The organism is uncultured Pseudokineococcus sp. (assembly GCF_947499845.1).
In the GTDB taxonomy this organism is placed as follows: Bacteria; Actinomycetota; Actinomycetes; order Actinomycetales; family Quadrisphaeraceae; genus Pseudokineococcus.
Map to the genome: position 1 here is coordinate 33,186 of NZ_CANMPM010000005.1, position 21,071 is coordinate 54,256.

The following is a 21,071-nucleotide window of genomic DNA, read 5'->3' on the forward strand; positions in this document are numbered from 1 at the left end:
TGCACGGCGCCCGCGGGGCAAGAGCACGCCGCTGCAGCGCCACGGCCTTGACCCCACCGATGCTGTGAGCGCTAACATCCGGGTCGACGTGCGCCGCGGCCCGTCGCGGTCCCGACCGCCCGCCGCCGGTGCGACCGCGACGAGAGGAGCGACCCGTGAGCGCCCACCTGCAGCTCGAGCCCGAGGTGCTCGGGCACGTCGACCGGCTGCGGGGCGAGCTCGTGGACCTGCACGCCCAGCTCGTCCGCTATGGCCTCGTCGTCTGGACCGGAGGCAACGTGTCGGCGCGCGTGCCCGGGGCCGACCTCTTCCTCATCAAGCCCTCGGGGGTGCTCTACGAGGACCTCACCCCGGCGTCGATGGTGCTGTGCACGCTCGACGGCGAGGCCGTCGACCCGTCGCAGTCGCCGTCGTCGGACACGGAGTCGCACGCCTACGTCTACCGCCACATGCCCGAGGTGGCGGGCCAGGTGCACACGCACTCGACGTACGCGTGCGCGTGGGCGGCGCGGGCCGAGGAGATCCCCTGCGTGCTCACGGCCATGGCCGACGAGTTCGGCGGCCCCATCCCGCTCGGGCCTTTCGCGCTCATCGGCGGGGAGGACATCGGCCGCGGCGTCGTCGAGACGCTCACGGGCCACCGGTCGAAGGCCGTGATCATGCAGAACCACGGCACCTTCACCATCGGGAAGGACGCGAGGAGCGCGGTCAAGGCCGCCGTCATGTGCGAGGACGTCGCCCGCTCGGTCCACATGGCGCGCGCGCTCGGCGAGTGCGTCCCCATCCCGCAGGACGCGATCGACAGCCTCTACGACCGCTACCAGAACGTCTACGGGCAGCGGCCCTCGCCGACGGCGTAGCGCCGCGCACCACCACCCCAGCAGCACCGACGACCGGGAGGTCACCGCATGAGGTCCGCGCTCGCCGAGAGGGAGGTCTGGTTCGTCACGGGCAGCCAGGGCCTCTACGGCCCCGAGACGCTCGAGCAGGTCGCCGAGCAGTCGCGCCGCGTCGCCGACGAGCTGGGCGCGTCCTCCGACGTCCCGGTCCGCGTCGTCTGGAAGCCGGTGCTCACCGACTCCGACGCCATCCGCCGGATGTGCCAGGACGCCTCGACGAACGACTCGTGCATCGGCCTCGTGGCGTGGATGCACACCTTCTCGCCGGCCCGGATGTGGATCGCCGGGCTGCAGGTCCTCGACGTCCCGCTGCTGCACCTGCACACGCAGGCCGACGCCGCCCTGCCGTGGGCGACGCTCGACATGGACTTCATGAACCTCAACCAGGCCGCCCACGGCGACCGGGAGTTCGGGTACGTCCAGTCGCGGCTCGGCGTGCCGCGGACGACGGTCGTCGGCCACGTGTCCGACCCGTCGGTCACCTGGCGGGTCGGCGCCTGGGTGCGGGCCGCCGTCGGCCGGGCCGAGCTCCGCTCGCTGCACCTGGCGCGCTTCGGCGACACGATGCGCGACGTCGCCGTCACCGAGGGCGACAAGGTGGACGCGCAGGTGCGCCTCGGCGTCACCGTCAACGCGTACGGCGTCAACGCCCTCGTCGCCGCGGTGGCCGACGCGACCGAGGCGCAGGTGGACGCCCTCGCCGACGAGTACGAGGCGACGTACCGCGTCGCGCCCGAGCTGCGCCGCGGCGCGGACCGCCACGAGTCCCTGCGGGAGGCCGCGCGCATCGAGGTGGGGCTGCGGTCCTTCCTCGAGGAGGGCGGCTTCCGCGCCTTCACGTCGAACTTCGAGGACCTCGGGGGCCTGCGCCAGCTGCCCGGCATCGCCGTCCAGCGACTCATGGGCGAGGGCTACGGCTTCGCCGGCGAGGGCGACTGGAAGACGGCGACGCTCCTGCGCACCCTCAAGGCGATGGCCGAGGGCCTGCCCGGCGGCACGTCCTTCATGGAGGACTACACCTACGAGCTGCGGCCGGGGAAACAGAAGATCCTCGGCGCCCACATGCTCGAGGTCTGCCCGTCGATCGCGGCCGACGTCCCCTCGTGCGAGGTGCACCCGCTCGGCATCGGCGACCGGGAGGACCCGGTGCGCCTCGTCTTCGACGCCGTCCCGGGGCCGGCCGTCATCCTCGGGATGAGCGACATGGGTGACCGCTTCCGCCTCACCCTCAACGAGGTGGACGTCGTCGAGCCGGACGAGCCGCTGCCGAACCTGCCCGTGGCGCGCGCCGTGTGGGAGCCGAAGCCGGACCTGCGGACGTCGGCCGAGTGCTGGCTCCACTCCGGCGCCCCGCACCACACGGTGCTGTCCTCGGCGCTGACGACCGACTCCGTCGCCGACCTCGCGGAGGCGCTCGGTGTCGAGCTGGCCGTCATCGACGCCGACACCCGCCCCCGGCGCTTCCGCGACGAGCTGCGCTGGAACGCCGCCTACCACCGGCTGGCCATGGGGTTCTGAGCCGCACCAGAGCTCGACGGGCGCGCTCCTCGACGGGCGGGGCGTCCCGGACCTGCTTAGCGTAGACCGGACCCGAGAACGCCCGACCCGACCTGGAGGCGACATGTCCGCCGGTGACAAGCTCAAGAACGTCGTGCAGCAGACCGTCGGCAAGGCGGAGGAGGTCGTCGGCAAGAAGACCGACGACGCCGAGCTCCACGCCCAGGGCCAGAAGGACCAGTCGATGGGCGCGGCGCGCCAGGAGACCGAGAAGGCCAAGGACGCCACGAAGGACTGAGCGGCTCGGGCCGGCACGGCCCAGCAGGCTCGCGCGAGGGCCGGCACCCCAACGGGGTGCCGGCCCTCGCCGCGTCCGGGGACGGGTGCGAGCGGCGCACGGGGGCGGGAGCCCCGGGCCCTCGACGGCGAGCCGTGCGCTGACGTCGCGGTGCACCGCGACCTCGGCGCACAGCTCCCGGCGCGGCGCCCCGCGTCAGCGCGGGGGCGGCCCGGTGCTGGCGCGGACGACCAGCTCGGGGACGACGACGCGGTGCTCGGGCGCCGTCGCGACGCCGCCGGCCAGCCGCTCGAGCAGCAGCCCGACCGCCTCGCGCCCGACCCGCTCGAGGTCCTGGCGCACCGTCGTCAGGGGAGGGGAGAGGTACGCGGACTCGGGGGCGTCGTCGAAGCCGGTGACGGACACGCGCCGCGGGACGTCGACGCCGCGCTCGCGCAGGGCCCGCAGCAGCCCGAGCGCCAGCTGGTCGTTCGCGGCGACGACGGCCGTCGTCGCCGGGTCGTCGGCCAGCGCCAGCCCCGCGACGTAGCCCTCTGCGGCGCCCCAGCCGCCCGCGAGCACCGGTGCCGGGGCGACGCCGGCCGCCGCGAGCGCGTCGCGCCAGCCGCCCTCGCGCTCGGCGGCCTCGAACCAGCCGGGCGAGCCGCCGACGTGGCGCACCTCGCGGTGGCCCTGGCGCAGGAGCAGCTCGGTGACCGCGCGGGCGCCGGCCCGGTGGTCGACGTGCACGGAGGGCAGGCCCGTCACCGGTCCGCCCGTGGCGCAGACCGTGGGCAGGTCGGCGGGCAGGTGCTCGCGCAGGTCGGGGACCTCGTGGAGCGGCGCGGTGAGAAGGAGCCCGTCCACGCCCCGGTCGGACAGCTGCGCGACGCGGGCGAGCACGCCGTCCCGGTCGGTGGCGTCCGACGTCGACAGGATCGTGGCGTAGCCGGCGGCGTGCGCGGCGCGCTCCACGCCGTGCAGCGTGCTGGAGGGGCCGAACAGCGAGGTGCTCGAGGCGACGACGCCGACCGTGAGCGTGCGCCGCGTCACCAGGGCCCGCGCCGCGCGGTTGCGGCGGTAGCCGAGCTCGTCGATCGCCCGCTGCACGCGCTCGCGGGTCTCGGGCCGGATGCTCGGGTGCCCGTTGAGCACGCGGGAGACGGTCTGGTGCGAGACGCCGGCGCGGCGCGCGACGTCCGTCATCACCGGGGGCCGCCCCGCCGGGGTGGCCACCTCCGTCCCGGTCACCCGGGCATCCTGCCAGCGGGCGTCGCGCCCGTCGCAGCCCTTTCCGCCGGACCCCCTCCGCGGCGGCGTGACCGTCGCGGAGGGGGCTGTCGTGGGGCGGAGCGGGACGTCCCCCTCCGGGGCGGGTCAGCCGCGCGCGCTCGCCAGCTGCACGACCGCCCACGACAGCGGCGGCAGGGTCGCCCGCGCGGTGCCGTCGGCGACCGAGACCTCCCGCAGCGGGCGCAGGCCCACGGCGTCGGGCGCCTGGAGCGTGTTCGCCGTGTGGCGGTCCTGGCCCTCGCCGGCCGCGAGCACCTGCGCGTCGGCGACCCGCAGCTCGCCGGAGAAGGCGCGCAGCGGCACCTCGACGTCGGCGGCCTCGTCCTGCGACCGGTTGGCGAGGAAGAGCGTCAGCACGCCCTCGCCGGAGTCCCCGAGGCGGGCGCCGGCGTCCCAGGTGGCGGCGGCGTCGACGAGGTCGACGTCGTCGAAGCGCTGCGTGGAGACCTGGTCGCCCGTCGTGCGCACGTCGAGGATCTCGCCCGTCGCGCGGCGCCTCATCTGCTCGAAGGGGTGGGCGATGGTCTGCTTCCAGGCCGGCCCGCCCTCCTCGGAGCGCAGGAGCCCGATGACGTTGACCAGCTGGGCCTGGCAGCCGACGGCCACCCGGTCGCCGTGGCGCAGCAGCGAGTTGAGCAGCGTGCCGACGACGACGGCGTCGGTCACCGTGTACTCGTCCTCGATGACGCGGGGCGCGACGTCCCACGCCGTGCGCGCGTTGGCGCGGTCGCTGGTCTGCCAGCGCGTCTGGTACCAGACGTTCCACTCGTCGAAGCTGATGCCGATGCGCTTGCTGTGCCGGCCGCGGGCGCGGACGGCGTCGGCGGTGGCCACGACCTCCTCGATGAAGGCGTCCATGTCCTTCGCCGAGGCGAGGAAGTCGCCGAAGGTGTCGTCCCCTCCCCCTGCTGCTGGGTCCTTCTCCTCGTAGTACGCGTGCGCCGAGACGAAGTCGACCTGGTCGTAGCAGTGCTCGAGGACGACGCGCTCCCACTCCCCGAAGGTCGGCATCGCCCGACTCGAGCTGCCGCAGGCGACGAGCTCCACGGTCGGGTCCACCTGGCGCATCGCCCGCGCCGTCTCGGCGGCGAGGCGGCCGTACTCGTGGGCCGTCTTGTGGCCCGTCTGCCAGGGGCCGTCCATCTCGTTGCCGAGGCACCACAGGGAGATGCCGTACGGGTCCGGCCGGCCGTGGCTGCGGCGCATGTCCGACAGCCGCGTGCCGGAGGCGTGGTTGGCGTACTCGAGGAGGTCGCAGGCCTCCTGCACGCCGCGCGTGCCGAGGTTGACGGCCATCATCACCTCGGTGCCGACCTTCTCGGCCCAGGTGGCGAACTCGTCGAGGCCGAACTGGTTCGTCTCGACCGTGCGCCACGCGCGGTCGAGCCGGCGGGGCCGGGCGTCGCGCGGGCCGACGCCGTCCTCCCAGTCGTACCCGGAGACGAAGTTGCCGCCGGGGTAGCGCACGACGGTCGGGCCGACCTCGCGGGTCAGCTCGAGCACGTCCTGGCGCAGGCCGTCGGCGTCCGCCGTCGGGTGGTCGGGCTCGAAGATCCCCGTGTAGACGCAGCGGCCCATGTGCTCGGCGAAGGAGCCGAAGAGTCGGCGCGGGACGGGGCCCACGGTGAAGTCGGGGTCGAGAGTGAGGCGCGCGTGGGGCACGAGGAGTTCCTCTCCGGTGAGGCGCGGGCGTGCTCGGCCCCCCAGCATGGCCGGGCGGGGAGCCGCCCGGGGCGAGCGGCGCGCCCCCGCTCCTCAGCCCGTCAGTCAGCTCGGGCGCCCGGCGCTCCCGAGCCCGAGGACGTCGGTCCCGGCCCGGTGCTCGAAGACGAGCGAGGTCTCGGTGTGCTGGACGAGCGGGTGGCTGGAGAGGTGCTCGAGCACGAGCTCGCGCAGCGCGTCCGAGCTCGGGGCGACGAGGTGCACCAGGTAGTCGTCCCTCCCGGCGAGGAAGAAGACGTCGACGACCCCGGGCAGCGCCTGCAGCCGGGCGACGAAGGCCTGCATGTCCGCCGCGTCGTGCGTGCCGAGGCGGACGGACACGAGCGCCCGCAGCCCGAGGCCCACGCGGCCGGGGTCGACCTCCGCGCGGGCGCCGGTGAGGACGCCCCGCTCGCGCAGCGCGGCGGTGCGGGCGAGGGCCGTGGACGGCGCGACGCCGACCGCGCGGGCGACCGCGTTGTTGGGCGTGCGGGCGTCCGCCAGCAGCAGGCGCACCACCTCGGCGTCGACGTCGTCGAGGTGGTCCCGAACGGCGTTCGCCACGGGGCTGCGCCGGCGCCCGTGCGCCGGAGGTCGTGCGGCCATGAGGGCCTCTCCGCTCATCTGGTTCGGCTGCCAGCCGAGACGCCGAACATGCTGCCACGATGGACGCCCTCGGGGTCGCGGCGGCCCCGGTGCGCCGGGGCGGCCCAGCAGGGGGCCGGACCGCCGGTCGTGAGGTCGAGGAGCGTGCGCTGTGCAGGTCGGCATCCCCCGTGAGGTCAAGAACCGCGAGCTGCGCGTGGCGGCCACGCCCAGCGGCGTCCACGAGCTCGTCGGGCGCGGGCACGAGGTGCTCGTCGAGACCGGTGCGGGCCTGGGCTCCTCGATCCCCGACGCCGCCTACGCCGACGCCGGCGCCCGCGTCGTCCCGGCGGCCGAGGACGCCTGGTCGGCCCAGCTCGTGCTCAAGGTCAAGGAGCCCGTCGAGTCCGAGCACGGCTACCTGCGCGAGGACCTGCTCCTCTTCGCCTACCTGCACCTGGCGGCCGACCGGCCGCTGACCGACGCCCTCCTGTCGAGCGGGACGGCGGCGATCGCCTACGAGACGGTCCAGCTGCCCGACCGCTCGCTGCCGCTGCTGGCGCCGATGAGCGAGGTCGCCGGGCGCCTCGCGCCGCAGGTGGGCGCCCACACGCTCATGAGCAGCCAGGGCGGCCGGGGGGTGCTCATGGGCGGGGTGCCGGGCGTGCGGGCGGCGAACGTGGTCGTCATCGGCGGCGGGGTCTCCGGCGCGGCGGCCGCCCGCGTCGCGGTCGGCATGGGCGCCGAGGTCACGCTGCTCGACCGCGACATCGCCAAGCTGCGCCACCTCGACGAGCACTACGCCGGGCGGCTGCGCACCGTCGCGTCCAACTCCTTCGAGCTGGAGCGCGCCGTCGTCGAGGCGGACCTCGTCGTCGGCGCCGTCCTCGTCCCGGGCGCCCGGGCGCCCAAGCTCGTCACCGACGACCTCGTGGCCCGCATGCGGCCGGGCAGCGTCCTCGTCGACATCGCCGTCGACCAGGGCGGCTGCTTCGAGGGCACGCGCCCGACGACGCACGACGACCCCACCTTCGCGGTGCACGACAGCGTCTTCTACTGCGTGGCCAACATGCCGGGCGCCGTGCCGCACACGTCGACGTACGCGCTGACCAACGTGACGCTGCCGTACGTCGTCGAGCTCGCCGACCACGGCTGGCGCGACGCCCTGCGCGCGGACCCGTCGCTGGCCGGCGGCATGACGACCAACGCCGGCCACGTGCTCAACGCCGGCGTGGCCGAGGCGCACGACCTGCCGCTCGCCCCGGTGGAGGAGCTGCTCGCCTGACCGACCCGCGTGAACGACCGGGACGGCGCCCGCGCGCCCGCCCCGGCGGTCGCGCGCGGTGGCAGGGTGGCCGGCGAGGGCGCGCCGCCGGCGGGCCCCGAGGCCCGACGGAGGACCGCCGTGCTCGACCTGCCCGCCGAGGACCGCGACCTCAGCCCCGGCACGGGGTGGACGCGGGCGCACTGGACCGCCGCCGCCGACGGCCTGCTGCGCGCCGCCGCGCGCTACCGCTCCCCCCGCGGCGGGCGCCTCGACCTGCCCGGTCCGCCGTCGCGCGCGGGCGTCGTCTCCGACGGGCTCGAGGGCTTCGCGCGCACCTTCCTCCTCGCCGCCCTGCACGCCGCGGGCACGGACGGCGAGGGCCACCTGCCCGCGTACGTCGAGGGGCTGCGCTCGGGGCCGGTGGGCGTCGACGCCGACGGACGGTCGGCGCTGCCCGGCGGGGACCCCGACGCCTGGCCCCTCGTGGGCGTCGACGGGCCCGGCGGCCAGCCGATGGTCGAGTCCGCCTCGGTGGCGCTCGGGCTGCTGCTCGCGCGCGGGCGGACGTGGGACCTCCTCGACGACGCCGAGCAGGACCGGCTCGAGCGGTGGCTGCGGCGGTGCCTGCACGGCGAGCCGGCGCCGAACAACTGGTACTTCTTCCCCCTCACCGTGGCGGCCGCCCTCGAGGAGCTGGGGCGGGGTGACGCCGCGACGACGCGCGCGGTCGACCGCGGCCACGAGCTCGCCGAGGGCTGGTACCTCGGGGAGGGCTGGTACAGCGACGGCGACGGCCGGATGGTCGACCACTACGTCGGCTGGGCGATGCACCTCTACCCGGTCCTCGTGGCGCACCTGCGCGGCGACCGCGCCGTCCTCGACCGCCTCGGGCCCCGGCTGCAGGAGTTCCTCGGCACCTACGCCCGCACCTTCGACGCCGACGGCGCCCCGCTGCACCAGGGCCGCTCGCTGACGTACCGGGCGGCCGCCGTCGCCCCCGTGGCGCTGGGGGCGCTGACGGGGTGGACCCCGCTCTCGCCGGGCACCTCGCGCCGGCTCATGTCGGGCGCGCTGCGGCACTTCCTCGACCCCGCCGGGCCCGGTCGCGGCGTGCTCGAGGACGGGCTCCTCACGCTCGGCTGGCACGGCCCGCACCGGGCGACGCTGCAGCCCTACTCGGGCCCGGCCTCGCCGTACTGGCTGTCCAAGGCCTTCCTCGGGCTGCTGCTGCCCGCGACCGACCCGCTGTGGACCGCGGTCGAGGAGGAGCCGCCGTCGCGCGGCCCGGACGCCGTCGTCCCCGTGGCCCCCGTCGGCTGGCTCGTCCAGACCACGCGGGAGGACGGGCTGGTGCGGGTGCACAACCACGGCGCCGACCACGTGCCGCCGGGCGCCGCGGACGGCGGTGCGCCCGACCCGCTCTACGCCCGCTGGGCCTACTCCACCCGCACGGGGCCCACGCCGGTGCGCAGCGCGCCGGACGGCACGGTGCGGCTCGTGGTCCGCGGGCGCTCGAGCGCCCGGCGGCGCATCCACCCGCTCGGGTGCGGGGAGGGGTGGGCCGCGTCGTGGCACCGCCCCGTCCTCGACGGGCCCGAGCCGGACGGGGAGGGCGTCGACGCCGGGGACGGCGCCGGGCCGCGGCTGCCGTCGGCGCGCGTGGAGAGCGTCGTCCTCGCGCGGGGGCGGTGGGAGGTGCGGGTGCACCGGCTCCGCGGCGTCCCCGACGGGGTCGACGTCGTCGAGTCCGGCTGGGCGGTGGCGGGGCCGGCGGTCGAGGACGTCGTCGCCACGAGCCTGCCGAGCACCGGCCGCGGGGCGCCCGACGGCGTCCTCCTGCGCTCGTCGGGTCCGAGCAGGTCGTTGAGCGGCTCGCTGGCGCCGGTCCGGGGGTGGACGACCTCGCGCGCCGCCCGCGTGCCGGCGGGGACGGCGTTCGGCCGCTGGGCGCTGGTGCCCGAGCTGCTCGCCCGCACGCCCGTCGACCTGCTCGTCTCGGTGGCGAGCCTCACCGGCGGGACCGGCGAGGACCCGCCGCCCCGCGTCGAGGCGGAGCCGGACGCCGTGGTCGTCCGCTGGGCGGACGGGACGACGACGCTCGCGCTGCCCGAGGGCGACGGGCTCCCGCGGGTCGACCACGGGCCGGCCTGAGGGCCGGCCGCGGCTCAGGCGAGCGGTCGGCCGTCCGCGCCGAGCACGGGCAGCGGCGCGGTGGGCGGCCACGTCGCGGCGCTCACGTCCTCGCCGACGAGCGCGCCGGACTCGGCGGTGAGCCGCTCCGCCGCGGCGTCCCAGTCGTCCTGGGGCCACGCGTCCTGCAGCCGCTCGTCCTGGGGCCACGGAGCCACCTCGTCGGCGGCGCTGCAGCAGCGCTGGGCGGGCAGGGCCACCGGCGCGGGCGCCGCGTCGCCGCCGGCCGCGGCGAGCGCGCGACGGGCGCCGCGGGCGCGCCACGCGGCGGCCGCGCCGATGGCGATCCAGGCGACGTTGACGCCGACCGAGGCCCAGGCGGCGAGGAGGACGCCGTTGGCGACGAGGAGGAGGGCGCCGGTGGTGTTGACGGCCTGGGCCGCCGAGGAGGAGGGGGCGAGCCGGCCGGTGCTGGTGAGGCCGTAGCCGAGGAGGACGAGGAGGCCGCCGAGGTAGCCGCCGAGCGAGAGCGCGAGGTGCAGGTGCTGTGCCACGACTCGATCATCGGCACGGAGGGGCATCAATGGAAATCACCGTTCGACAGGCTGTGGTTAAGTCAGGCTTCATGAGCCTGGACCCCCGCCGGCTGCTCGTCCTGCGCGCCGTGCGGCGCGCCGGCGGCGTCCTCCCGGCCGCCCGCGCGCTGCACCTCACGCCGTCGGCGGTGTCGCAGGCCGTGACCCGGCTCGAGCAGGAGGCGGGCCTCGCGCTCGTCGACCGGTCGCGGCGCGGCGGGGGCCGCACCCTCGAGCTGACGAGCGCCGGTCACGCGCTCGCCGACCGGGCCGAGGAGGTCGCCGAGGCCCTCGCCCTGGCCGAGCGGGAGACGGCGTCGCTGCGCGGCGCGGCGTCCGGGCCCGTCCGCGTCGGGGGCTTCGCCACGGTCCTGCGACGCCTCGTGGCGCCGGCGGTGGGCTCCCTGTCCCTCGCGGGCTCGGCGGTGGTGCCCGAGGTGCTCGAGGTCGACGAGCCCACGGGCCGGCGGGCCGTGCGCGCCGGCCGGCTCGACCTGCTGATCGTCGAGCGGGTGCTCGGCGACGACCCGCCCGTCACGCCGGGGCTCGCGGTCGAGGACCTCATGCACGACGCGTACCGCGTCGTCGTGCCCGCCGCCTGGCCGCGGCCGGACGTGCTGGAGGAGCTGCTGGGGCGGCCGTGGGTCGCCGGGCCGCCGGGGCAGCCGGCGCGGCTCGTGCTCGACCGGCTGGCCGCGGCGGGGGAGCGCCGGCCCCGCGTCCAGCACACGTGCCTCGAGGCGTCGGCGACCCTCGCGCTCGTCGGCGCGGGGCTCGGCGCGGCCGTCGTCACCGAGCTCGCGCTCGCCTACCTGCCCCACCCGGGCGCGCGGGCGACGTCGGGGTCCGTCGACGCCGGCTCCCGCGTGCTCTCCGTGGTGCACCGCAGCGGGCGCGCCGACCCCTCGCCCGCGGCGGTCGCGATGCTCGAGGCCCTGAGGGTGCAGGCGGGCGAGGAGGTCTCGCCGGGCTGACGCACCCCCGGGGCCCTCCGACGCCGGGGCGGCCTCAGGCGTCGACGCGCTTGCGCACCGACTCCTCCAGCGCGCGCCCCCGCAGCTCGGGCAGGCCCCAGCACGCGGCCGCGGCGACGACGAAGACGAGCCCGAAGGCCGTGAAGACGGCGACCGTGCCGCCGAGCGCCGTCAGCGGGACGACGGACAGCGGGGCGAGGATCGAGGCGAGGCGGCCGAACCCGGCGGCGGCCCCGGCGCCCGTCCCGCGCAGGGCGGTGCCGTAGACCTCCGGCGTGATGGCGTAGAGCGCGCCCCAGGCGCCGAGGTTGAAGAAGGACAGGAGCATCCCGGCGAGGACGATCGTCGTCGGGGAGCCCGCGTGGCCCAGCAGCAGCGCGCCGGCCGCGGAGCCGACGAGGAAGGTCGCCAGCACGGGCCGGCGCCCCCAGCGCTCGACGAGGACGGCGGCGACGGCGTAACCCGGCAGCTGGGCGAGGGTGATGAGCAGCGTGTACTCGAAGGAGCGCACGAGCGGGTAGCCGGCGTCGACGAGCAGCGACGGCAGCCAGATGAAGGCGCCGTAGTAGGAGAAGTTGACGCAGAACCAGACCGCCCACAGGGCGCCCGTGCGCCCGCGCAGCCCCGGGGCCCAGAGGTCGCGGTAGCCGGCGCGGGGCGGCGCCGGGGCCTCGCGGGTGCGCCGCGCGTCGGGCGTGGACGGCGTCTCGACCCCCGCCGACCGCTCGAAGCGCCGCACCGCGGCCTCCGCCTCGTCACCGCGGCCGCGCCCCTCGAGGAAGCGCACGGACTCGGGCAGCCCGCGGCGGACGACGACGGCGTAGACCGCCGGCACGGCGCCGAGGGCGAAGGCCCACCGCCAGCCGTCGTCGGACGCGCCGACGACGAAGAAGCCGATGAGCGCGGCGGCCGTCCAGCCCACCGCCCAGAAGGCCTCGAGGGCGACGACGACGCGGCCGCGCAGCCGCGCCGGGGCGTACTCGCTGACGAGCGTCGAGGCGACGGGCAGCTCGGCGCCGAGGCCGAGCCCGACGACGAAGCGCAGCGCGAGGAGCGCGGCGAGCCCGCCGACCAGCGCCGACGCGCCCGTCGCCGCCCCGTAGACGAGCAGCGTCAGGGCGAAGACCTGGCGCCGCCCGACGCGATCGGCGAGCAGGCCCCCGAGCGTCGCGCCGACGGCCATGCCGGCGAAGCCGACCGACCCCAGGAGCGAGCGCTCGAGGTCGCCGAGCCCCCACTGCACCGTCAGCGCGGCGATGACGAAGCTGATGAGCCCGACGTCCATCGCGTCGAGCGCCCAGCCGACCCCCGAGCCGCCGAGCAGGCGGCCGTGCTGGCGCGTGAAGGGCAGGCGGTCGAGGCGCTGGCCGCGGGTCAGGGGCTCCGCGCCGTCGGCCGGTCGCGGCTGGGGGCTGCTCACGCGCGACGAGTCTGGCAGGGGGACGCGCGCGGGCCCCGGCCGGGAGTCGTCCACGGGCGTGACCGTGCACGGTCACGCTCGTGGACGGCTCTTCCGGTGCGGAGGGGTGTGGCGCGGGCTCGCGTCAGCGGCGCGGCGCCCGGGCGCTGCCGGGCAGGCCGAAGCGGACGGTCGTGCCGCCGGCGAAGGCGACGTGGTCGGGCGGGCGCCGGGCGAGGTCGCCGAAGCCGGCGGCGCCGAGCAGCTCGTCGTCGAGCTCGAGCACCTCCGCGCGGCGCAGCGACCACGGGCCGTGCTCGTTCGGCACGTGCCACGTGCGGCCGAGGTGGGCGGTGTGCAGGCCCCATCGCGCGGTGAGGAAGGCGGCGAGCCCGGCGTCGGGCGCGTCGTCCGCGATCGGCTCGCCGACGCGGACGGCGACCCGGCTGCGGGCGCCCCGGGGGCGGGGCCAGCGGGTGGCGCCCGTCCACAGCAGCTCGCGGGCGCCGTCGCGCACGCGCTCGTGACCGCGGAGGCGGGCCCACCGGTAGGGGAGCCCGAAGGCGGCGCGGGCGCCGAGGACGACGCCGAGCCGGCTCGCGTCGAGGCTGGCGAAGACGACGCCGCGCCGCCCCGTGGCGTCCACGGAGTACAGGCGGACGTTGGTCTCCCAGAAGGTGCCGAGCCACGGCACCGCGGGGCCGCGGCCGACGCCGGCGCCGACGAGGCGGAAGGGCACGAGCGCCACGTAGGTGCGCTCCTCGCCGTCCGGGCCGACGAGGACGTCGGGCCGCACCCCCGGCGGCATCCACGTCAGCACCCGCTCCGGCGGCACCGCCCAGTGGAGGAAGGCCAGGTCGCACCAGCGCTGCCCCATGAGCACGGGGCCGCGCAGGAGAGGGGCGCTCGCCGTCACGGGCTCCACGGCGGCGGTCGGTCGCGGGGCGGGCACGTCGGGACGGTAGGCGGCGCCCGCCGCCCGGGCGAGCGGGCCGCCCGCTCAGCCGGCCCGCGTCACCGCCACGACCCGCGACGCGAGCGGCTCGGGCGGCTCGGGCACCCCCGAGGCGATCCACGCCTCGGCGACGGCGACGTCGGAGGCGCTGAGGCCGCCGAACCACAGCAGCTCGCCCGGGCACCCGCCCGGGCAGGTGCGCGGGGAGACCCCGAGCTGCGCGCCCGCGGCTGTCGGGCGGCACGGCCTGCAGGTGCACGAGCACGCCACCGGGTGTGCCCCGCACCACGCGACCGAGGCGGTGGAGCACCCCGTGCTCCTCGGGGGCGACGAGGACCCAGCGCAGGGGGACGTCGGCGAGGCGCGCCGAGCCGGTGACGGCGGTCACCGCGGCCGTGCGGTGCTGGGCGGGCGGGCGGGGCCGCGAGGGCTCATGGGTGCTCCCGGGGGCGGTGAGGGGTGCTGGGCGTCATGTGCGTTAACAATAACCGTTCTCACCGCGTCGTCTGATGGGCGACCCGTCCGCGGGCGACGAGGGGAGGACTCCTTCGTCGGACGCCCGTCCGTCGTCACCCGAAGGAGAGGAGGGACCGGGCGCCCCCCGGTCCGGACCCGCTGATGACCGCACCGCACCTGCCCGCCCCGCCCGCCGCCCGTCGCCGGCCTCGTCACCGCCGGGGGCTCCCCGCCCTGGGCGGCGGCGCCGCCCTCGCCCTGGCCCTCGCCGGCTGCGGCTCGTCGGGCTCCACCGAGGCCTCCCCCGGCTCGAGCGCCGCCCCCTCGCCCTCCGCCACCGCGTCGGGGCCCGAGACGGCCGCGGCGCCCAGCGAGGCCGCGACGGACACCCCGCGCCTCGTCATCACCGCGCAGGACCACGGCGTGCTCGTCCTCGACGCCACCACGCTGGAACCCGTCGCCGACCTCGAGCTCGAGGGCTACAACCGGCTCAACGCCGCCGGCGACGGCCGCCACGTGCTCGTCTCGACGACCGGTGGTTTCCGGGTCCTCGACGCGGGCACCTGGGCCGAGCCGCACGGCGACCACAGCCACTACTACACGGCCGACCCGGTGCTCACCGACGTCGTCCACCCGGCCGAGAAGCCCGGCCACGTCGTCGCGCACGCCGGCCGCACGGCCCTCTTCGACGACGGCACGGGCGTCTCGACGATCGTCGACACCGCCGCCGTGGCGGAGGAGTCCCCCGAGGCGCGCGTCATCGAGGCGCCGGCCGCCCACCACGGCGTCGCCGTGGAGATGGCCGACGGTCGCGCCGTCACCACGGAGGGCACGGAGGACGCGCGCTCGACCGTCGTCCTCCGGGGCCCCGACGGCTCCGAGATCGCCCGCACCGACGCGTGCCCGGGCGTCCACGGCGAGGCGACGGCCGCCGAGGAGCGGGCCGTCGTCGGCTGCGAGGACGGCGTGGTCGTCGTCGACGGCGACACGCTCACCAAGGTGCAGGCGCCCGACGCCTACGGCCGCATCGGCAACCAGGCCGGCAGCGACGCCTCCACCGTCGTCCTCGGGGACTACAAGCGCGTCGCCGAGCCCGAGGTCCCCGAGGCCACGCAGACGGTCTCGCTGACCGACACGGCCACCGCCGAGCTGCGCCTCGTGGACCTGCCGTCGTCCTACACGTTCCGCTCGCTGGGCCGGGGCGAGGACGGCGAGGCGCTCGTCCTCGGCACCGACGGGGACCTGCACGTCATCGACCCGGACTCCGCCGAGCTCGTGCGCTCGATCCCGGTCGTCGAGCCGTGGACGGAGTCGGAGGACTGGCAGGAGCCCCGCCCGGCGCTGCGCGTGCACGAGGGCACCGCGTACGTGACCGAGCCGGCACCCGCGAGGTGCACGCCGTCGACGTCGAGACCGGCGAGGTCTTCGCCTCGGCGACGCTCGACGAGGTCCCCGACGAGATCGTCGTCGCCACCGGTGCCGTCACCGAGGGCTCGACCGAGCACGGCAGCGGCGACCACGAGGGCCACGACCACGAGGGCGAGGACCACGACCACGAGGGCCACGACCACGAGGGCGAGGGCCACGACCACGAGGCCACCGAGGGGTCCACGCGATGAGCTCCCCGCTGCGGCGGCGGGGGCTCCCCGCCGCCGCGGCGGCGCCCGTCGGGCTGGCCCTCGCGGCCGCTCTCGCGGGCTGCGGCTCGCCGTCGGCCGCGGGTGACGACGGCCGGCTCGACGTGGTGGCCTCGCCCCCGGCCTTCCTCGAGGTGGTCGAGCGGGTGGGGGGCGACGCCGTCGACGCCACCGGGGCGACGTCCCCGGGCGCCGACGCCCACGCCGCCGAGCTGACGGGGGAGCAGGTGGCCGGCGTCGTCGACGCCGACCTCGCCGTCGTCGCGGCGGGGCTCGCCCCCTCCGTCGACGAGGCGGTCGCGCTGCGCGACGGGCCCTCGCTCGACCTCATGGGGGTCGAGGGGGCCGGCCCGGAGGACCCGCACGTCTGGCTCGACCCGGCGCTCATGGCGGACGCGGCGGAGCAGGTCGCGGCGCGGCTCGCGGAGGTCGACCCGGACGGGGCCGACGCCTACGGGCAGCGGGCCGACGCCTACGCCGCGGAGCTGCGCGCCCTCGACGCCGACCTCGCGGAGCAGCTCGCGCCGTGCCGCGGGGCCGTGCTCGTGACGGCGCACGAGGCCTTCGGCTACCTGGCCGACCGCTACGGGCTCGAGCAGACCGGCATCACCGGGATCGACCCGAGCGTCGAGCCGACGCCCGCCCGGCTGCGCGACGTCGCCGCGACGGTGCGCGAGGCCGGCGTCGAGACGGTCTTCTTCGACGACGTCACCAGCACCGGCGTCGCGCAGGTGCTGGCCCACGAGGCCGGCGTCGCCACCGCGGTGCTCTCGCCGCTCGAGACGTCGGTCGAGCCCGACTACGCGAGCGCCATGCGGCAGAACGCGCAGGTCCTGCGCGACGGGCTCGTCTGCGACGCCTGACGCGCGGACGGCGCCGGCGGCCGGGGCGAGGGGCACCCCCGTCGCCCCGGCCGCCGCTGCGCGTGGGAGGGCGGCCGTGGGCCACGATGGCCGGGTGAGCGACCGGCCGGCCGACGTCCCGACCGAGAGCGTCGACGTCGCCGTCGTGGGCGCCGGCGGCGCCGGTCTCGTGGCCCTGCACCACCTCGCCCTCGGCCTCCTGCGCGGCCCGGCGCGGCCGTCGCCGCTGCGCGTGGCCCTCGTCGACGACGTCGAGCGCCTGGCCCCCGGCCCCGACGGCGAGCGGCCCCGTGACCGCACGTGGTGCTCGTGGGAGCCCGCGCCCGCGGCGGCGCCGGCCGTCCTCCGCAGCTGGCGGGCGGTCGAGGTGCTCGCGCCCGGTGCGCGCCTCGCCCTCGACGTGCGGCCCCTGCGCTACCGCATGCTCCGGGGCGAGGACTACTACGCGCTCGTGGACGCCGACGCGGCGCGCGCGCGGCGATCCGGCCGCCTCGAGCTGCTGCGCCGCCCGGGGGCCACCGCCGTCGAGGACGGTGCCGAGCGCGTGCTCGTGCGCACCCCCGGCGGGGACCTCGAGGCCGCCTGGGTGCTCGACAGCCGCCCGTGCGCGCCCGTCCGTCCCGCGAGGACCGCCCTCCTGCAGCACTTCCGCGGCGAGGTCGTGCGCACCGACCCCGCCGCGCCCCCGCCCTTCGAGCCTGACCGGCCCGTCCTCATGGACTTCCGCACGCCCCAGCCGCCGGTCGGGCTCTCCTTCGGGTACTGCCTGCCGCTCGACGGCCGCACCGCCCTCGTGGAGTACACGGAGTTCTCCCCGGCGGTCCTCGACGACGCCGGCTACGCCCGCGGGCTCGCGGCCTACCGGCGGCTGCTCGGGCTGCGGCCCGACCCGCACGGCCGCGCGGACGGGGACGAGCGCCTCGTCGAGGTCGTCGCCGTCGACGCCGTCGAGCAGGGCGCCATCCCGATGGCCGACGACGTGCGCACCTCCCGCGCGGGCGCCCGGGTGCGGCGCCTGGGCACCGCGGGCGGGGCCACCCGCGCGTCGACGGGCTACACGTTCTCGGCGCTGCAGCGGCAGGGCGCGGCCGTCGCGGCCGCCCTGCTGGCGGGCCGCGACCCCCTGCCGCCGGCGGCCTACCCGCGGCGGCACCGGTGGATGGACGCCCTCGTCCTGCGGGGGCTCGCCGCGGGGGCGCTCGACGGGCCGGCCTTCTTCACGCGGCTCTTCGCCGCCAACCCCCCGGACCGCGTGCTGCGCTTCCTCGACGGGGCGACGACGCGCCGGGAGGAGCTGGCGCTCATGGCGACGGCGCCGCGGGCGGCCATGGCGGGTCTCGCCGTGGAGGACGGGCTCGTGCGGGCGAGACGGCGCCTCAGCGCCGCTATGTCACGTTCCGTCCACTAGGGTCGCGGAGAGTCACGACAGGCCGGGCGGACGGCGTCCCCCGGCGGAACGCCGCCGCGTGCGGCCCCGAGCCGGGAGGCGCTCGTGCCCGTCCTCGACCTGGGCGACGACCCGTCCCAGGTGCCGCGCGCCCGGCACTGGGTGCTCGAGCACTGCGCCCGCCGCGGGATGGGGGAGGACGGCCGCTTCGCCGTCGAGCTCGTCACGAGCGAGCTCGTCGCCAACGCCTACCAGCACGGCCGGCCCCCGGTGCGCGTCGAGGTGCGCGGGGCCGACGACGCCCCCGACGGCACGGGGGACGGCGCGCACGGCGGCGAGGCGACCTTCGTCCTCCGGGTCACCGACCACGGCACGGGAGCGCCGGCCGTGCGGGACGCCGACGACGACGCGCTCGGCGGTCGCGGCCTGGCCCTCGTCGAGACGCTGACGGCCGCCTGGGGCGTCGAGCGCCCGGCGGCCGGGCCGGGCACCACCGTCTGGTGCCGCCTGGCCGGCTGACCGTCCGGCCCCCGCACCGGTGGGCTCCCGCCCTGGTGGGCGGGGGCGCTCAGACGCGACGCAGCGCGTCGGCGAGGCGCTCGGCCCGGCGCGGCACCCGGCCCTCGGGCGTCCGGAGGACGAGCACGCCGGGGTCCACCCGCATGCGCAGCTCGGTGAAGGTGCCGACGACGTCGCCGTCCATCTGCGCCGGCTGCGGCTCCTCGCAGCGCAGGACGACGCGGACGGCCTGGCGCTCGGCGATCTGCTGGTCCTCGTCGCGGCGGCGCGTGAGGAGGCGGACGCCGACGCGCAGCCAGTCGAGGATGCCGCTGGGGGACAGGGTCAGGACGTCGAGGTGGCCGTCGTCGACCTCGGCGTCGGGGATGAGGACGATGCCGCCGATGAGCGTGCCGCAGTTGCCGACGACGGCCATCCGCACGCGGCTCGTGACGGGCGGCTGGTCGTCGACCGCGATGGACACGCGTAGGCTCTCGCCCTTGAGCCGGCGCAGCCCGGAGACGACGTAGGCGAGGGGGCCGACGCGGTCCTTGATGGCGGCGGGGGCGCCGGCCATCATCTGCGCGTCGAAGCCGACGCCGGCCATGACGAGGAAGACCTGCTCGTCCCCGCCGTCGAGGCTGACGCGGCCGACGTCCACCCGCTTGTCCTTGCCGCGCAGCGCGTCCCGCGTGGCGGCGGCGACGTCGCGGAGCTCGAGCTTGAGCTGGCGGGCGAAGAGGTTGCCCGTGCCGCCGGGCAGGAGGCCGAGGGGGACGCCGGTGCCGGCGAGCCCCGCGCCGACGGAGCGCACCGTGCCGTCGCCGCCCATGACGAGCACGAGCTCGGGGTCGAGCTGGGCGGCGCGGCGGGCCATGCCGTGCCCCGGGTCCTCGGCCGTCGTCTCGATCCACCGCGGGGCGGGCCAGCCCTCCTCGGCGAGGGCCCGCTCGACGGCGCGGCGGGCGGGGGAGCCCTCGGGGAACTTCACCGGCTGGACGACGACGACGACCCGGGGGCCGCGGGACTCCAGCTGCCCCGGCACGTGCCGGTAGTCCTCGTCGGGGTCGCGCAGGCCGGCGGTGGCGTCGCGGCGCACCGCGGGCACGGGCGGGCGGTCCTTCGGGCGCAGCAGCACGGTCAGCACGCCCACGACGAGGAGGACCGCGATGCCCACCAGGCCCAGCTCGACGCTGTCCAGGGGGAGCCTCCCGGTCCCGACGGGCACGGGCACGACACCGGAGATCATGCGCAGAACGTAGTGGGGACGGCGCCCGTCGGCAGGAGCGGCGCCGGGGGCCTGGTCGTCCGGGTCATCAGGGCGTCCGGGTCGCTCGAGCCGTCCGGATCGCTCGGGCCGGGCGGGCGGCCGCGCGGGGAGGCGCCGGTAGCCTCGCGGCGTGATCGACCTGCGCGCCCTCCGCGACTCGCCCGACGCCGTCCGCGCGAGCCAGCGCCTGCGGGGCGAGGACGAGGGCGTCGTCGACGCCGTGCTGGCCGCCGACGAGCGCCGTCGCACCGCCCTCTCGGACTTCGAGCGGGTGCGCGGGGAGCAGAAGGCCCACGGCAAGCGGGTCGCGCAGGCCGCGGGAGAGGAGAAGCAGGCGCTCGTCGCCGCGGCCAAGGACCTCTCGGCGCAGGTCAAGCAGCTCCAGGCGGCCGCCGCCGAGGCGGAGGCCGAGGTCGAGGAGCTCCTGCGCTCGGTGCCCAACCTCGTGGCCGACGGCGTGCCCCCGGGAGGCGAGGACGACTACATCGTCCTCGAGGAGGTCGGGACCCCGCGCGACTTCGCCGCGGAGGGCTTCGAGCCCCGCGACCACCTCGAGCTCGGCGAGCTGCTCGGCGCCATCGACATGGGGCGCGGCGCCAAGGTGTCGGGCGCGCGCTTCTCCTTCCTCACCGGCGCCGGGGCGCGCCTCGAGCTGGGCCTCATGCAGTACGCCATGGCCCGCGCCGTGGAGTGGGGCTTCGTGCCCGTCGTCCCGCCGACGCTCGTGACGCCGCAGATGATGGGCGGCACCGGGTTCCTCGGCGCCCACGCCGAGGAGGTCTACCGGCTCGACGCCGACGACCTCTACCTCGTCGGCACCTCCGAGGTGCCCCTGGCGGGCTTCCACGCCGACGAGATCCTCGACCTGCGCGGCGGCCCGCTGCGCTACGCGGGCTGGTCCACCTGCTACCGCCGCGAGGCGGGCAGCCACGGCAAGGACACCCGCGGCATCATCCGCGTCCACCAGTTCACCAAGGTGGAGATGTTCAGCTACGTGCCGGCCGCGGAGGCCGACGCCGAGCACCAGCGGCTCCTCGCCTGGGAGCGGGAGGTGCTCGACGCCGTCGAGGTGCCCTACCGCGTCATCGACGTCGCGGCCGGCGACCTCGGCACGAGCGCCGCCCGCAAGTACGACTGCGAGGCGTGGGTGCCCACGCAGGGCCGCCACCGCGAGCTCACGTCGACGTCGAGCTGCACGACCTTCCAGGCGCGCCGCCTCGGCATCCGCGAGCGCACGGCCGAGGGGTCGACGACGCCGGTCGCCACCCTCAACGGCACCCTCGCGACGACGCGGTGGCTCGTCGCGATCCTCGAGAACCACCAGCGCGAGGACGGGTCGGTCGTCGTGCCGGCGGCGTTGCGCCCCTACGTCGGGCTCGACGTGCTGGAGCCCGTGCGCCGCTGACTG

Annotated in this window: 18 protein-coding genes; 11 read left to right on the plus strand and 7 right to left on the minus strand. The window is 77.2% G+C overall.

Going from position 1 to position 21,071, the window contains the following annotated elements:
- Positions 1 to 167: 167 nt before the first annotated feature.
- The 3 genes from Q0789_RS06620 (at position 168) to Q0789_RS06630 (ending at position 2,694) form a co-directional block, all read left to right on the plus strand.
- Positions 168 to 860 carry an L-ribulose-5-phosphate 4-epimerase gene (locus Q0789_RS06620; protein ID WP_366917669.1) on the plus strand — a complete coding sequence of 231 codons (693 nt, stop codon included), beginning with the start codon at positions 168 to 170 and terminating at the stop codon, positions 858 to 860.
- Between the two features lie 48 nt (positions 861 to 908).
- On the plus strand, positions 909 to 2,417 hold the full coding sequence (gene araA / locus Q0789_RS06625) for an L-arabinose isomerase (RefSeq protein WP_298803383.1): 1,509 nt from the start codon (positions 909 to 911) through the stop codon (positions 2,415 to 2,417).
- A gap of 103 nt (positions 2,418 to 2,520) precedes the next feature.
- On the plus strand, positions 2,521 to 2,694 hold the full coding sequence (locus Q0789_RS06630) for a CsbD family protein (protein WP_298803385.1): 174 nt from the start codon (positions 2,521 to 2,523) through the stop codon (positions 2,692 to 2,694).
- Between the two features lie 195 nt (positions 2,695 to 2,889).
- On the opposite strand, the gene Q0789_RS06635 is transcribed toward Q0789_RS06630, so the two are convergent.
- The 3 genes from Q0789_RS06635 to Q0789_RS06645 all read right to left on the minus strand — a co-directional run bounded on the left by Q0789_RS06635 (position 2,890) and on the right by Q0789_RS06645 (position 6,291).
- Positions 2,890 to 3,924, minus strand: coding sequence for a LacI family DNA-binding transcriptional regulator (locus tag Q0789_RS06635; RefSeq protein WP_298803387.1), 1,035 nt, complete (start codon positions 3,922 to 3,924; stop codon positions 2,890 to 2,892).
- A gap of 126 nt (positions 3,925 to 4,050) precedes the next feature.
- Positions 4,051 to 5,628 carry an alpha-N-arabinofuranosidase gene (locus Q0789_RS06640; protein ID WP_298803389.1) on the minus strand — a complete coding sequence of 526 codons (1,578 nt, stop codon included), beginning with the start codon at positions 5,626 to 5,628 and terminating at the stop codon, positions 4,051 to 4,053.
- A gap of 105 nt (positions 5,629 to 5,733) precedes the next feature.
- Entirely contained in the window at positions 5,734 to 6,291 is a 558-nt protein-coding gene (locus tag Q0789_RS06645) for an Lrp/AsnC family transcriptional regulator (RefSeq protein WP_298803391.1), read from the minus strand.
- A gap of 133 nt (positions 6,292 to 6,424) precedes the next feature.
- On the opposite strand from Q0789_RS06645, the gene ald reads away from it, so the two are divergent.
- Both ald and Q0789_RS06655 read left to right on the plus strand, forming a co-directional pair.
- Entirely contained in the window at positions 6,425 to 7,537 is a 1,113-nt protein-coding gene (gene ald / locus Q0789_RS06650; RefSeq protein WP_298803393.1) for an alanine dehydrogenase, read from the plus strand.
- Between the two features lie 120 nt (positions 7,538 to 7,657).
- Positions 7,658 to 9,670, plus strand: coding sequence for a DUF2264 domain-containing protein (locus Q0789_RS06655; protein WP_298803396.1), 2,013 nt, complete (start codon positions 7,658 to 7,660; stop codon positions 9,668 to 9,670).
- Between the two features lie 14 nt (positions 9,671 to 9,684).
- On the opposite strand, the gene Q0789_RS06660 is transcribed toward Q0789_RS06655, so the two are convergent.
- Positions 9,685 to 10,203 carry a hypothetical protein gene (locus Q0789_RS06660; RefSeq protein ID WP_298803398.1) on the minus strand — a complete coding sequence of 173 codons (519 nt, stop codon included), beginning with the start codon at positions 10,201 to 10,203 and terminating at the stop codon, positions 9,685 to 9,687.
- A gap of 71 nt (positions 10,204 to 10,274) precedes the next feature.
- On the opposite strand from Q0789_RS06660, the gene Q0789_RS06665 reads away from it, so the two are divergent.
- Positions 10,275 to 11,198, plus strand: a complete 924-nt coding sequence (locus Q0789_RS06665) for a LysR family transcriptional regulator (protein WP_298803400.1) — start codon at positions 10,275 to 10,277, stop codon at positions 11,196 to 11,198.
- A gap of 34 nt (positions 11,199 to 11,232) precedes the next feature.
- Here Q0789_RS06665 and Q0789_RS06670 read toward each other — a convergent pair whose 3' ends face one another.
- Both Q0789_RS06670 and Q0789_RS06675 read right to left on the minus strand, forming a co-directional pair.
- On the minus strand, positions 11,233 to 12,618 hold the full coding sequence (locus Q0789_RS06670) for an MFS transporter (RefSeq protein ID WP_298803402.1): 1,386 nt from the start codon (positions 12,616 to 12,618) through the stop codon (positions 11,233 to 11,235).
- Between the two features lie 124 nt (positions 12,619 to 12,742).
- Positions 12,743 to 13,549: a DUF2071 domain-containing protein gene (locus tag Q0789_RS06675; RefSeq protein ID WP_298803404.1), complete on the minus strand. Its 807-nt coding sequence runs from the start codon at positions 13,547 to 13,549 to the stop codon at positions 12,743 to 12,745.
- Positions 13,550 to 14,170: 621 nt separating this feature from the next.
- On the opposite strand from Q0789_RS06675, the gene Q0789_RS06680 reads away from it, so the two are divergent.
- The 4 genes from Q0789_RS06680 (at position 14,171) to Q0789_RS06695 (ending at position 18,414) form a co-directional block, all read left to right on the plus strand.
- On the plus strand, positions 14,171 to 15,733 hold the full coding sequence (locus Q0789_RS06680; RefSeq protein WP_298803405.1) for a hypothetical protein: 1,563 nt from the start codon (positions 14,171 to 14,173) through the stop codon (positions 15,731 to 15,733).
- A complete protein-coding gene (locus Q0789_RS06685) occupies positions 15,624 to 16,508 on the plus strand; it encodes a metal ABC transporter substrate-binding protein (protein ID WP_298803407.1) in 885 nt (294 codons plus the stop codon). Before Q0789_RS06680 ends, Q0789_RS06685 begins: the two co-directional genes overlap by 110 nt.
- A 94-nt stretch (positions 16,509 to 16,602) precedes the next feature.
- Positions 16,603 to 17,916, plus strand: a complete 1,314-nt coding sequence (locus tag Q0789_RS06690) for a lycopene cyclase family protein (RefSeq protein WP_298803409.1) — start codon at positions 16,603 to 16,605, stop codon at positions 17,914 to 17,916.
- 84 nt (positions 17,917 to 18,000) lie between these two features.
- Positions 18,001 to 18,414, plus strand: a complete 414-nt coding sequence (locus tag Q0789_RS06695; RefSeq protein ID WP_298803411.1) for an ATP-binding protein — start codon at positions 18,001 to 18,003, stop codon at positions 18,412 to 18,414.
- A gap of 49 nt (positions 18,415 to 18,463) precedes the next feature.
- Here Q0789_RS06695 and Q0789_RS06700 read toward each other — a convergent pair whose 3' ends face one another.
- The gene (locus Q0789_RS06700; RefSeq protein WP_298803413.1) at positions 18,464 to 19,642 is read right to left on the minus strand and encodes a diacylglycerol kinase family protein; all 1,179 of its coding nucleotides are present in this window, start codon (positions 19,640 to 19,642) and stop codon (positions 18,464 to 18,466) included.
- Between the two features lie 151 nt (positions 19,643 to 19,793).
- Here Q0789_RS06700 and serS point away from each other — a divergent pair, with 151 nt between their 5' ends.
- Entirely contained in the window at positions 19,794 to 21,068 is a 1,275-nt protein-coding gene (serS, locus tag Q0789_RS06705; RefSeq protein ID WP_298803416.1) for a serine--tRNA ligase, read from the plus strand.
- The last annotated feature ends 3 nt before the right edge of the window (positions 21,069 to 21,071 follow it).

What these genes read in the sequence shown, in the direction of transcription:
- araA (WP_298803383.1), top strand. Translation starts at nt 909, where the DNA reads ATGAGGTCCGCGCTCGCCGAGAGGGAGGTCTGGTTCGTCACGGGCAGC.
- Q0789_RS06630 (WP_298803385.1), top strand. Translation starts at nt 2,521, where the DNA reads ATGTCCGCCGGTGACAAGCTCAAGAACGTCGTGCAGCAGACCGTCGGC.
- Q0789_RS06645 (WP_298803391.1), bottom strand. Translation starts at nt 6,291, where the DNA reads ATGAGCGGAGAGGCCCTCATGGCCGCACGACCTCCGGCGCACGGGCGC.
- Q0789_RS06665 (WP_298803400.1), top strand. Translation starts at nt 10,275, where the DNA reads ATGAGCCTGGACCCCCGCCGGCTGCTCGTCCTGCGCGCCGTGCGGCGC.
- Q0789_RS06680 (WP_298803405.1), top strand. Translation starts at nt 14,171, where the DNA reads ATGACCGCACCGCACCTGCCCGCCCCGCCCGCCGCCCGTCGCCGGCCT.
- Q0789_RS06685 (WP_298803407.1), top strand. Translation starts at nt 15,624, where the DNA reads ATGAGCTCCCCGCTGCGGCGGCGGGGGCTCCCCGCCGCCGCGGCGGCG.
- Q0789_RS06700 (WP_298803413.1), bottom strand. Translation starts at nt 19,642, where the DNA reads ATGATCTCCGGTGTCGTGCCCGTGCCCGTCGGGACCGGGAGGCTCCCC.